10 protein-coding genes are annotated in these 12,660 nt (G+C 59.8%); 4 read left to right on the forward strand and 6 right to left on the reverse strand.

Features of this window, described 5'->3' with window-relative positions:
* Positions 1 to 120 precede the first annotated feature (120 nt).
* The 3 genes from ACIOYV_RS06940 to ACIOYV_RS06950 form a co-directional block, all read right to left on the reverse strand.
* Positions 121 to 1,407 (reverse strand): ATP-binding protein, encoded by a 1,287-nt coding sequence (locus ACIOYV_RS06940; RefSeq protein ID WP_401322139.1) that lies wholly within the window; start codon positions 1,405 to 1,407, stop codon positions 121 to 123.
* Entirely contained in the window at positions 1,408 to 2,115 is a 708-nt protein-coding gene (locus tag ACIOYV_RS06945) for a winged helix-turn-helix domain-containing protein (RefSeq protein WP_054047704.1), read from the reverse strand.
* Positions 2,116 to 2,448: 333 nt separating this feature from the next.
* Positions 2,449 to 3,057, reverse strand: coding sequence for a tRNA-(ms[2]io[6]A)-hydroxylase (locus ACIOYV_RS06950; RefSeq protein ID WP_401322143.1), 609 nt, complete (start codon positions 3,055 to 3,057; stop codon positions 2,449 to 2,451).
* 159 nt (positions 3,058 to 3,216) lie between these two features.
* Here ACIOYV_RS06950 and ACIOYV_RS06955 point away from each other — a divergent pair, with 159 nt between their 5' ends.
* Positions 3,217 to 4,080 (forward strand): universal stress protein, encoded by an 864-nt coding sequence (locus ACIOYV_RS06955; RefSeq protein WP_054047464.1) that lies wholly within the window; start codon positions 3,217 to 3,219, stop codon positions 4,078 to 4,080.
* Positions 4,081 to 4,206: 126 nt separating this feature from the next.
* Here ACIOYV_RS06955 and ACIOYV_RS06960 read toward each other — a convergent pair whose 3' ends face one another.
* Positions 4,207 to 4,677: a DUF1289 domain-containing protein gene (locus tag ACIOYV_RS06960; protein WP_008028699.1), complete on the reverse strand. Its 471-nt coding sequence runs from the start codon at positions 4,675 to 4,677 to the stop codon at positions 4,207 to 4,209.
* 408 nt (positions 4,678 to 5,085) lie between these two features.
* Here ACIOYV_RS06960 and acnB point away from each other — a divergent pair, with 408 nt between their 5' ends.
* The gene (gene acnB / locus ACIOYV_RS06965) at positions 5,086 to 7,695 is read left to right on the forward strand and encodes a bifunctional aconitate hydratase 2/2-methylisocitrate dehydratase (RefSeq protein ID WP_054047462.1); all 2,610 of its coding nucleotides are present in this window, start codon (positions 5,086 to 5,088) and stop codon (positions 7,693 to 7,695) included.
* Positions 7,696 to 7,872: 177 nt separating this feature from the next.
* Here acnB and ACIOYV_RS06970 read toward each other — a convergent pair whose 3' ends face one another.
* A complete protein-coding gene (locus tag ACIOYV_RS06970) occupies positions 7,873 to 9,519 on the reverse strand; it encodes a SulP family inorganic anion transporter (protein ID WP_401322147.1) in 1,647 nt (548 codons plus the stop codon).
* 228 nt (positions 9,520 to 9,747) lie between these two features.
* Positions 9,748 to 11,028, reverse strand: coding sequence for an HAAAP family serine/threonine permease (locus ACIOYV_RS06975; RefSeq protein WP_163909726.1), 1,281 nt, complete (start codon positions 11,026 to 11,028; stop codon positions 9,748 to 9,750).
* 402 nt (positions 11,029 to 11,430) lie between these two features.
* Here ACIOYV_RS06975 and ACIOYV_RS06980 point away from each other — a divergent pair, with 402 nt between their 5' ends.
* Together ACIOYV_RS06980 and ACIOYV_RS06985 are read left to right on the forward strand one after the other, a co-directional pair.
* A complete protein-coding gene (locus ACIOYV_RS06980; RefSeq protein ID WP_401322150.1) occupies positions 11,431 to 11,814 on the forward strand; it encodes a tautomerase family protein in 384 nt (127 codons plus the stop codon).
* 91 nt (positions 11,815 to 11,905) lie between these two features.
* Positions 11,906 to 12,523, forward strand: coding sequence for a TetR/AcrR family transcriptional regulator (locus ACIOYV_RS06985; RefSeq protein WP_401322152.1), 618 nt, complete (start codon positions 11,906 to 11,908; stop codon positions 12,521 to 12,523).
* Positions 12,524 to 12,660: the final 137 nt, after the last annotated feature.

The raw sequence follows: 12,660 nt of genomic DNA on the forward strand, positions 1-12,660 counted from the left end.
TGTGTGGCTGATGGACTCTTCGCGGGCAAGCCTCGCTCCTACAGGTCATGTATCGATCATGAATACATCGATAACCTGTAGGAGCGAGGCTTGCCCGCGAAGGCGTCCTCAAGAACGGCACTAATCCAAATGCGCCCAGGTCATGCGAAACGACGCCCCACCCCACGGCGAATCCGCCACTTCCACCTGCCCGCCATGGGATTGCGACACCCGTCGCACCAATGCCAATCCCAGCCCGAAACCACCAGTACGCCGATCCCGACTGGCATCCAGCCGCGAGAACGGTTCGAAGATTTTCTCCCGCCCATCCACCGGCACGCCCGGCCCATCATCATTGACCTGCACTTCGTACTGATCGCCGCTGCGCACCAGCGACACTTCGACCCGCCCGGCCGCATAACGAATGGCATTGCGCAGCAAATTGATCACCGCCCGCGCCATGAAACGCGGCTCGATCCGCACTTCGTCAATCTGACATTCGACAATCAGCAGCTGCACCCCCGCCGCTTCCGCTTCCAGCGCCACGCTGCCGACCACGCTGTCTAGCCAACTGCTGGCCTGGATATTCTCCCGGGTGATCACCGTGGCGCCGCGTTCGAGGCTGGCGTAGGTCAGTAACTCCGAGACCATTTCTTCCAATTCGCCAAGGTCGGCGTACATGTCGGCAATCAGTTCGCGGTTCTGCGCCGGATCGGGTTGTTGCTTGAGCTGATCGAGCTCGAATGACAACCGCGCAATCGGCGTGCGCAACTCATGGGACACCGCGTTGGTCAGCTCGCGTTGATTGGCGATCAGGCCTTCGATGCGCGCGGCCATCAGGTTGAAGTGTTCGGACAAATCGCGAATGTTCGAGCGCTTGGACAGCTGGATCCGCGACGACAAATCGTTATCGCCGAAACGCTCGGCAGCCAGGCGCAGTTTTTCCAGATCCCGCCAGTGCGGTCGCACCCAGAAGAACAGCACGATGCCGATCAGCACCGCCAGCATCAGGTAGGCCGCCGTGATGTAGAACGGCATCAGGCTCGGTTCCGCCGGCAACTTGATGCTCAGCAACTGCGGACCGCCATCAATCGAAGAAATGAACTGCGTGTACTTCTCCCGAATCACCAGCAGGCCTTCGGCCAACAAGGCTTTTTCCTGATCATCGAGGGCAAGATCGTCAGCATTGACCAGCGTCAGACCCAAGCCGTAATGCGGGCGCAACGCATCCAGTTCTTGCTCGCGCCCCGGCCCTTCCAGACCGCGAATCTGCTCCACCAGCGAATACGCCTGCCCGCGCACGGCCTCGCGGTTATACGCCTGCATCTGATTATCGAGCAGTGCGTTAAAGGTGTGTTCGACGGTCTGCAACGCCAACACCAGCCCAACGGCCAGCATCAGGTACAACCCAAGAAATAACCGCAGCATCTAAAGCTCCCACGCGAACGGATTGAACAGGTAACCCTTACCCCAAACGGTCTTGATGCACACCGGCTCCCGAGGATTGTCCCGGAGCTTGGCGCGAAGCTTGCTGATGTAGACGTCGACGCTGCGATTGAGGCCATCGAAAGCGATGCCGCGCATCCGGTTGAGGATGTCATCCCGGGACAGAATCTTGCCGGCGGCACTGGCCAACAACCACAGCAGCTCGAACTCCATGGTGGTCAGCTCGATGCCCTCGCCCGCCAGGCGCACTTCGCGGCAGCTGCGGTCGATGCTCAGATGGCCGAACTCCAGAGCGCTGCACACGGCGGTTTCCGGCACTTGCCGGCGTTGCAAGGCGCGCAGACGGGCCAGCAGCACCGGCGGTTTGATCGGTTTGATCACGTAGTCGTCAGCGCCGGATTCCAGGCCGAGGATGTGGTCGAGGTCGTCTTCCTTGGCGGTGAGGATGACGATGGGCGTGTCGGACACGCTGCGAATCTCGCGGCACACGTGCAAGCCGCTCTGGCCCGGCAACATCAGGTCGAGCACGACGATTTTCGGTTTGAATTCCAGAAACGCGGCCAACGCCAGGTCGCCACGGTGCACCGCCCGAACCTCGTAGCCATGTTGGGACAGGAAATGCGCGATCAGCCCGGCGAGCTTCTCGTCATCTTCCACCAGCAAAACTTTGCCAAAACCCAGGTTATCCATAACGACCGTCTGCCAACCCTTGTTTGAAGTGGGCGGCATTATGGCGGCAATCGATGGCGGGACGGTGACGGCAGGCGGCAAAAACCGGCCACGGGGGCCGGTTTTGGGTGATGTTTCATACTCTTAAGAGTTTTTAACAATATTGAATCAAAACATCACGGGACTGCGGATAACGCTTTTTGTAGGAGCAAGGCTTGCCCGCGAAGGCGATTTCGAGGACGCCTTCGCGGGCAAGCCTCGCTCCTACAGGGGATTAGGCCGCGGTTGGTAGGGATAGGCCGCGGTGGGTAGGGTTAGGTGGCGGTTGGTTGGGTTAGGTGGCGGTTGGTTGGGTTATGCGGCGGTCGGGATACCGCTGTGGAAGCGGAATTCCACGTCCGGCGATTCGATCAATTCCTGCTCGGCGGCACGCGCCCGGTCGATGACCTGGGCGATGTCCTTGGCGTCGCCGTACTGGTAGGCCAGTTTCAGGTAACCCTGGAAATGCCGGGCCTCGCTTTTCAGCAAGCCAAAGTAGAACTTGCCCAGTTCTTCATCCAGATGCGGCACCAGCGCCTCGAAACGCTCGCAGCTACGGGCTTCGATGAAGGCGCCGACCACCAGGGTATCCACCAGTTTCACCGGTTCGTGGCTGCGCACGACTTTGCGCAGGCCCGAGGCGTAACGCCCGGCGGAGAGCTGGCGCAGTTCGATCTTGCGCTTTTTCATCAGGCGCATGACCTGTTCGTGGTGCACCAGTTCTTCCCGGGCCAGGCGCGACATCAGGTTGATTAGATCGACATGCGAGTGATACTTGGCGATCAGGCTCAACGCCGTGCTGGCGGCCTTGAATTCGCAGTTCTTGTGGTCGATCAGCAAGGTTTCCTGATCGGCCAGCGCGGCCTGGACCCAGCCGTCAGGGGTGCGGCAGCCGAGGAACTCGTGAATTTCGGGAAGGATCATGGGGCTCACGGATAAAAGGTTCAAAACGAAGGGCGCCGATTATACGGGCTTGTCGGCAGACCACCAGTCGCCGCCATTGATATGCATCAAGTCCCGTGTTGCCGGGCAGCAACTATAGTTGTCCAACGCAGTGTTTTTCATCTTCAGGAGATCCCGATCATGCAAGCCATACGCAGCATTCTGGTGGTCATCGAACCCGAACACTCGGAAAGCCTGGCGCTCAAGCGGGCCAAGCTGATCGCGGGCGTGACCCAGGCCCATCTGCACTTGCTGGTGTGTGATCGCAAGCATGATCACAGCGCGATGCTGGGCGTTCTCAAGGCTGCGCTGGTGGAGGACGGCTACAGCGTCACCACCGAGCAGGCCTGGAACGAAAGCCTGCACGAAACCATCGTCGATGTGCAGCAAGCCGAGGGCTGCGGGCTGGTGATCAAGCAACATTTCCCCGACAGCCCGCTGAAAAAGGCCCTGCTGACCCCGGCGGACTGGAAGCTGCTGCGTTACTGCCCGACCCCGGTATTGCTGGTGAAAACCTCGAAACCCTGGACCGGCGGAGTCATCCTGGCGGCTATCGACGTCGGCAACACCGACGGCGAACACCGCACGCTGCATGCCTGCATTGTCGATCATGGGTACGACATCGCCAGCCTGGCGAAGGCGCAGTTGCACGTAATCAGTGCGCATCCGTCGCCGATGCTCTCGTCAGCCGACCCGACCTTCCAGCTCAGCGAAACCATCCAGGCGCGCTATCGCGAGCAGTGCAAGGCGTTCCAGGCCGAATTCGACATTGATGATAACCACCTGCATATCGAGGAAGGCCCGGCGGATGTGTTGATTCCGTTCATGGTGCATAAACTGCAGGCGGCGGTGATCGTGATCGGCACGGTGGCGCGGTCCGGGTTGTCCGGGGCGTTGATCGGCAATACGGCAGAAGTGGTGCTGGATGCGGTGGAGAGCGATGTGCTGGTGCTCAAGCCGGATGAGATCATGGATCATCTGGAAGAGGTTGTGACGCGGCATTGAGAGGTGTGGTGTCAGTAAGGACGCCTTCGCGGGCAAGCCTCGCTCCTACAGGGTATGTGTCTCACACAAATTTTGTGATCAACACGATTCTGTAGGAGCGAGGCTTGCCCGCGAAGCTTTTAAGCTTTAGCCACCAAAGGCATCCTTGAGGAAACCCGGTGCGATATATCGCTGGTAATGCGCTTCCGACAGCAGGAAAAACTCCCGATCAATGGCATCGCGCAATTCCGGCAGGTTCCAGTCGCGGAACTCCGGCATCAGCACCATCCCGTAAGCCTCCAGATTATTGATGACCCGCGCGCCACGGGCGATCAACTGATAGGCCCAGCAATATTCCGACTGATGCGGCACAAAGCGGATTTTTCGCTGTTCGAGCTGCAAACGCAGGCGCTGCGGGTCGAAAACTTCCAGTTTGCTGGCCATCACCTGGGACAGCAGTTGCTCCAGACGCAACCACACCGCGCGTTTTTCTTCCTCGTTGTAACCGTTCCAGTTGATCACTTCGTGGTGGAAACGCTTGCAGCCACGGCACACCAGGTCACCGTAAACGGTGGAGCAGAGGCCGACGCAGGGGGTCTTGATGGTCTGATTGGGCATAGGTAGGCAAAACACGGGAAAGCAGAACAGGTCGGCATGTTAGCCCTTTGTCTAACATTGATCACCCCTCAAAGTTCAGGGGCTAACTTACGTTTATATTTTTTTTGCCGTAGAATCAGCCAGCCTTTTAAGGCGCCAATGTCCGTTAGAAGCTGTTTTCAAAGCGTCACGAGCACAGTCGTTCCTTCAGAGCGGTGTTGGCGAAGGGTTTTTCCAGCGGGGAAAAGCTCTACGCCAACCCTCATCAGCTCCCCGTTCTGCAGGCGTAAAACTTTGAAAGCAGCTTCTGTAAGGAATTGTCGGTAATTCTGGCTAAGTGGCCCACAACGCCACGCAGCGCATGAGTACGGCAATTTCGGGATGAGCGTCCCGGACACCCATTTGGGACCACTGATGAGGGTAATAACTGTGCTTGAAGCCTACCGCAAACATATCGAAGAGCGTGCAGCACTGGGTATCGTTCCCCAGCCGCTTAACGCCGAACAAACTGCAGGCCTGGTCGAGCTGCTGAAGAATCCCCCGGCTGGCGAAGAAGCTTTCCTCGTTGACCTGATCACCAATCGCATTCCACCTGGCGTGGACGAAGCAGCCTATGTAAAGGCCGGTTTCCTGTCTGCCCTGGCCAAAGGCGAAGCAACTTCCCCTCTGATCGACAAGAAACGCGCTGTTGAACTGCTCGGCACCATGCAGGGCGGCTACAACATCGTGACCCTGGTTGACCTGCTCGACAGCGCCGAACTGGCTCCAGTCGCTGCCGCTCAACTCAAGCACACCCTGCTGATGTTCGATGCGTTCCACGACGTTGCGGAAAAAGCCCGCAATGGCAACGAACACGCCAAAGGCGTGATCCAGTCCTGGGCTGATGGCGAGTGGTTCCGCAACCGTCCAACCCTGGCCGACAAGATCAGCCTGCGCGTGTTCAAGGTCACCGGCGAAACCAACACCGACGACCTGTCCCCTGCCCCGGACGCCTGGTCCCGCCCGGACATCCCGCTGCACGCCCTCGCCATGCTGAAAATGGCCCGTGAAGGCATCGTGCCTGACGCCCAAGGCGTTACCGGCCCGATGAAGCAGATCGAAGAAATGCGCGGTCAAGGCTTCCCGATCGCCTACGTCGGTGACGTGGTCGGTACTGGTTCGTCGCGTAAATCGGCAACCAACTCGGTACTGTGGTTCTTCGGCGACGACGTTCCTTACGTGCCGAACAAGCGCGCTGGCGGTTTCTGCTTCGGCAGCAAAATCGCTCCAATCTTCTACAACACCATGGAAGATGCCGGCGCACTGCCAATCGAGTTCGACGTCACCAACATGAACATGGGCGACGTGATCGACCTGTACCCGCATGCTGGCAAAGTCTGCAAACACGGCACCGACGAAGTCCTGACCACCTTCGAAATGAAGACTCCGGTGCTGTTGGACGAAGTTCGTGCCGGCGGCCGTATCCCGCTGATCATCGGCCGCGGTCTGACCGACAAGGCTCGCGCTGAACTGGGCCTGGGCCCTACCGATCTGTTCAAACTGCCTGAAGCACCTGTCGACACCGGCAAGGGCTACACCCTGGCACAGAAAATGGTCGGCAAGGCGTGCGGTTTGCCAGAAGGCAAAGGCGTTCGTCCTGGCACCTACTGCGAACCGAAGATGACCACCGTCGGTTCCCAGGACACCACCGGTCCTATGACCCGTGACGAACTGAAAGACCTGGCGTGCCTGGGCTTCTCGACCGATCTGGTGATGCAGTCGTTCTGCCACACCGCGGCTTACCCTAAGCCGATCGACGTGACCACCCACCACACACTGCCAGACTTCATCATGACCCGCGGCGGCGTTTCCCTGCGTCCGGGCGACGGCATCATCCACAGCTGGCTGAACCGTATGCTGCTGCCGGACACCGTCGGTACCGGTGGTGACTCCCACACCCGTTTCCCGATGGGCATTTCGTTCCCGGCCGGTTCCGGTCTGGTTGCGTTTGCTGCTGCCACCGGCGTTATGCCGCTGGACATGCCGGAATCGATCCTGGTGCGCTTCAAAGGCAAGATGCAACCGGGCGTTACCCTGCGTGACCTGGTTCACGCCATTCCTTACTTCGCGATCCAGGCTGGCCTGCTGACCGTCGAGAAGAAAGGCAAGAAGAACGCTTTCTCCGGCCGCATCCTGGAAATCGAAGGCCTGGACAACCTGAGCATCGAACAAGCTTTCGAGCTGTCCGACGCTTCGGCTGAACGTTCGGCTGCCGGTTGCACCATCAAGCTGTCGAAAGAGTCGATCACCGAGTACCTGAACTCCAACATCACCCTGCTGCGCTGGATGATCGGCGAAGGCTACGGCGATGCGCGTACTCTGGAACGTCGCGCTCAAGCGATGGAAGCCTGGGTTGCCAACCCTGAGCTGATGGTTGCCGATGCTGACGCCGAATACGCTGAAATCATCGAGATCGACCTGGCCGACATCAAGGAGCCTGTGCTCTGCGCGCCAAACGATCCGGACGACGCCCGTCTGCTGTCCAGCGTTGCTGGCGAGAAGATCGACGAAGTGTTCATCGGTTCGTGCATGACCAACATCGGTCACTTCCGCGCTGCCGGTAAGTTGCTGGATCAGGTCAAGGGTCAGCTGCCAACCCGTCTGTGGCTGTCGCCGCCGACCAAAATGGACGCTCACCAACTGACCGAAGAAGGCTACTACGGCATCTACGGCAAGGCTGGCGCACGCATGGAAATGCCGGGCTGCTCGCTGTGCATGGGTAACCAGGCACGTGTAGAGCCGAATTCGACTGTTGTGTCGACTTCGACCCGTAACTTCCCGAACCGTCTGGGTGACGGCGCGAACGTTTACCTGGCCTCGGCTGAGTTGGCGTCCGTTGCTTCCATCCTGGGTCGCCTGCCGACCGTCGAGGAGTACATGGAATACGCTGGCAAGATCGACAGCATGGCGGCTGATGTCTACCGTTACCTGTCCTTCGACCAGATTGCCGAGTTCCGTGAAGCTGCTGCGAACGCCAACATTCCGGTCGTTCAAGCCTAACGCTGCAACGCAATAAAAAACGCCGCCCATCGTGAGATGGAGCGGCGTTTTTTTATGCCCACAAGATTCACACTAACCCCTGTGGGAGCGAGCTTGCTCGCGATAGCGGTAGCACATTCAAATCAATATTGCCTGACACACCGCCATCGCGAGCAAGCTCGCTCCCACAGGAGGCGGTTATGCGTTTGGTCTGAGGGATTGTTGGACCGCACCGTCAACACTCAACCCACTGAGTATCACCTGTTCCAACTCCTGCGCCGGCAACAACGCCAGCACCGCTTTAGCCTCGTGCTTAAGCCGCGCCAGGATCAACAACTTGTCCTCCGCCCGCACCTGCAAAAAGAACGCTTCCAGCGCTTCGATGCTGGTGCCGTCCAGATCGGGCGACTCTTCCAGGCTCAGTATGATCGTGTGCACCGGCGGTGACGCATGCCGGGCCAGTCTTAGCGCGCCGCCGAGAATCCGTTCCACGTTGGCAAAAAACAGCGCCTCGCTGGGCCGCACAATCAGCACGCCAGGGATCTGCAGGGCGTCGGGATGGCGTTGCACATCGACGTAATCATGTCCGCCGCCCATTTGCCCCAGCACTTGGATATCTGCCGACGACATCTGTTTCAGCATCAGCACCACGCTGATCGCCACCGCCACCAGCAAGCCGTCCAGCACACCCAACACCAGCACTGCCGCCACCGCGCAGATCACCAGCACACGGTCGCGACGCCAGATGAAATAACGGCCCAATGGCTGCAAGCTCAAGCCTCGCGCCAGGGCATGAATGACGATGGCGGCCAGCACCGGTTCAGGCGTCAGGGCGATGTAGGGCAACACCGTCAGGACGATCAGCAACACCACCGCTGCCGCAACCATGCCGGCCAGCCTTGAACCGGCACCCGCCGCCTCGTTCGCCGAGGTCGCGGAGTAACCGGCACCCGCCGGCATGCCATGGAACAGGCCGGACAACAGATTCGCCGCGCCGAGGGCCAGCAGGTCGCGGTTCGAGTAAACCCGGTCGCCATGCTTGAGCGCGAAGGAGCTGATTGAGCCGTAGGATTCGGCGTACAGAATCATCACCATGGCAATCGCCAGCTCCCCGAGGCGCAACCAGTCTGCAAACGGCAACACCGGCAGCCGGGGCACTTCCAGGCGCAGGTCGATCACGCCGATCAGGTCTACCCCGTAAGCCGGCAGGTTTAGCCACTGGCCGGCGGCGATGCCGAGCGCCACCACCAGCAATCCGCCCGGCACCCGCCGAAACCTTGCGCACACCCACAACACCAGCAGCGCTACCGCAGCCACCAGCAAGCCGACGCGGTTCCATTGCGGCCACTGCTCCAGCAATTGCGGGACGAAACGGATCAGGTTGCCGTTGCTCAGGTGCACGTCAACGATGCTCGCAACCTGCTTGAGGATGATGGTCGCCGCCAGACCCAGGGCAAAGCCACGCAGTACCGGTTTGGCGATAAAAGAGGTGACACTGCCGAGCTTGAACAGCCCGGCCAGCAGAAAGAACCCGCCGGTTACCAGCACCAGGCCGATGGCCAGGGTCATGCGCAGGCCGGCATCGCCATTGGCCAACGTGGCGGTGGCGGCTGCGAGAACTGCCGCTGAAGATGAGGTCGCAGAAACGATGGCAAATCGGCTGGTGCCCAACAGTCCGTAGCACAGCAAACCGGCAAACAGCGCAATCACCCCGGCCTGGGGCGGCACGGCGGCGATACTGGAGTAGGCCACCGCCTCCGGCAACAGCAAACCGGCAATCGACAGCCCGGCCAACAGGTCTCGCCAACGGTTGGGATTATCGGCAAGGGACAGCGCACGAGCCATGAAGCGTCTCCAGAGAAAATCGACAGGCCGTCGAAGACGCGTCAATGAAGGCTCTAGGTTAGCCGTTTATCGGGCTCGGCGTGTGCTCTGGGTCATGGCGTGCGTCATAAAAAAACGCCACCCCTTCCGTAGGAGCGAGGCTTGCCCGCGAAGAACGATAATGCGGTTGTTCAGATACACCGCGTTATCGTTCTTCGCGGGCAAGCCTCGCTCCTACAGGGGGATGCGTCAGGCGGTCAGCGAATAGATCAACGCCGAAATCGCCACCAGGCCCACCGCCGTCACGAACACGTTCGACGCCTGGCCGCGATAGCGCGCCATGGCCGGCACTTTGCGGATCGCGTACATCGGCATCAGGAACAGGATCGCCGCGATAACCGGGCCACCGAGGGTTTCGATCATGCCGAGGATGCTCGGGTTCAGGGTCGCGACGATCCAGCACACCACCAGCATGAACGCGGCAGTCATGCGGTCCAGGGCTTTGGGCGAAGGACGCTTGCCGCTCTTCACGATCAGGCCTTTCAAGCCTTCGCTGGCGCCGATGTAGTGGCCCAGGAACGACTTGGAAATCGCCACGAAAGCAATCAACGGCGCAGCGAAGGCGATGGTCGGGTTGCTGAAGTGGTTGGCCAGGTACGACAGGATCGACAGATTCTGCGCCTTGGCTTCGGCCAGTTGCGCCGGGGACAGGGTCAGCACGCAACTGAAGACGAAGAACAGCACCATCACCACCATCAAGGCGTGGGCGCGGGACAGGATCTGCGAGCTGCGCTCTTCAGCGTGTTCGCCATAGCGACGCTTCTGGTCCACCGCAAACGCCGAGATGATCGGCGAATGGTTGAACGAGAACACCATCACCGGAATCGCCAGCCACAACGTGTGCAGCAGCGCCGACGGTTCAGGCAGCGTGGACGCGGTGCTGAGGATGCCGCCGTTCCAGTGTGGAATCAGGAACACCGCCAGAAACAGCAGCGCCACGATGAACGGATAGACCATCAGGCTCATGGCCTTGACGATCACCTGCTCGCCGCAACGCACCACCGCGAGCAGGCCGAGGATCAGCACGAACGACAGAATCGCCCGTGGCGGCGGCATGATGTGCAGTTGGTGTTCGAGGAAGCTGCCGACGGTATTGGTCAGCGCCACGCTGTAGATCAGCAGGATCGGGAAGATCGCGAAGAAGTACAGCAAGGTGATCAGCGCACCGGCCTTGATGCCGAAGTGTTCTTCGACCACTTCGGTGATGTCCGCGCCTTCGCGACCGGACAACACGAAACGGGTCAGGCCACGGTGGGCATAGAACGTCATCGGGAACGCCAATACCGCCAGCACCAGCAGCGGCCAGAAACCGCCCAGGCCCGCGTTGATCGGCAGAAACAAAGTACCGGCCCCGATCGCCGTGCCAAACAGGCCCAGCATCCAGGTGGTGTCCTGGCGATTCCAGCCTTCAATAACTACTGGTTTCGCCGCTACATAGCGTTCGTCGACGCTATTGGCCTGATCATTCATCCGGTGGGATCTCCGCATTCCGGTCAGTTGCTACCCGGTCAGGACGAGTCGGAAAAACCCGACAGGCAGCGCCCTGGCCGAAACAGGGGCGCGATTGTCCGGGATTAATGAACAGAAGCAAAGACTTAGCTGAGGAGCGGTTATGCGGATCAGATGGCAAAAGCGCCGCGAGGCCACAGTGGCAGCGACTTAAGACCTGTGGGAGCGGGCTTGCTCGCGAAAGCGATTTCACCTTAAACATTAATGTTTGCAGGTATTCCGAATTCGCGAGCAGGCTCGCTCCCACACCCTCCTTGCGTCGGGATTTAATAGATGCTCTGAAAAATCTATTTAATAAAAGACAGCCGTCATGTATTTTCAATCTCACCTGCTGACCGGCAGCTTCACTCGCGGAGCCCTCCCATGCCACTCGTTCGCATCGACATCAAAAAACACCAGGACCCGACCTTCGCCAAGCGTGTCGGCCAACTGATCTACGCGGCCATGCACAGCACCATCAACGTTCCCGAGAACGACAACTTCCAGATCCTCGCCGAACACGATGAAAACCACTTCATCTACGACCCGACCTTCATGGGCATCAACCGCACCGACGGCTTGGTGATCATTCAGATCACCCTGATGGAAGGCCGCACCACCGAGCTGAAAAAACTGCTCTACAAGACCATCGCCGAGAGCCTGAATACTGAACTGGACGTACGCCTGGAAGATGTGTTTATCAACCTGGTGGAGGTCAAGCGCGAGAACTGGTCGTTCGGCAATGGCATCGGCCAATTTGCTGGCTAAGCGATCTAACTCGTCACCTCGTCAGGGAGACACGGCGCCGGCAGTTGCCTAAGATGCCGGTCATCGATACGTTTAAGAATGTGAGCTGCCCATGCCCCGAGTCTCCCGCAAACAAGCCGAACTCAACCGCGAAATCATCGTCGAGGCCGCCACGCGGTTGTTTCGCGAGCGCGGCCTGCATGGGATCAGCGTCGTCGACGTGATGGGCGCCGCCGGCCTGACCCATGGCGGGTTCTACGGCCACTTCGAGTCCAAGGAAGCCCTGGCGCAAGAGGCCTGCAGCCGGGCGTTCAGCCAATCGCTGGAACGCTGGAAGCAGAGAATCGACGACAGCAGCGATCCACTCTCGGCCCGCGAAAGCATCATCGCGCCGTACCTGTCAGTGGCCAATCGCGACAATCCGGGGGAAAGCTGCCCAGTGACCGCGTTTGCCGGCGACATGTGCCACGAAACGGCTGAAAGCGGTTTGCACCAGACCTACACCCAGGGCCTGGAAGCCTTACTGCAAATGCTCACGCCACTGATGGGCGCGGATCAGCCCGACGCCAATCGGCAACGAGCGTTGGTGGATTATTCGTTGATGGTCGGCGCCCTGACCCTGGCTCGCGCGACTCGTGGCGATACCCTGTCTGATGAGATTCTTGATGCGACGCGGGCGTTTTTGACGGTCGAAGATGGCGTTGACAAGCCCGACGCCGCGACAGCATGATCGGCCTCATGAATTTTCCTGCGCTGAACCTCACCCGTACCACCACGACCGCTTCCGGCGGGTCGTGGGGTGGCTGGCTGAGATAAACCCAGCGCAGTGAACCCAAGGCCCCGCCAGCAATGGACGGGGCCTTGTTG

Source organism: Pseudomonas sp. NPDC087342 (assembly GCF_044744265.1).
Classification (GTDB): Bacteria; Pseudomonadota; Gammaproteobacteria; order Pseudomonadales; family Pseudomonadaceae; genus Aquipseudomonas; species Aquipseudomonas nunensis.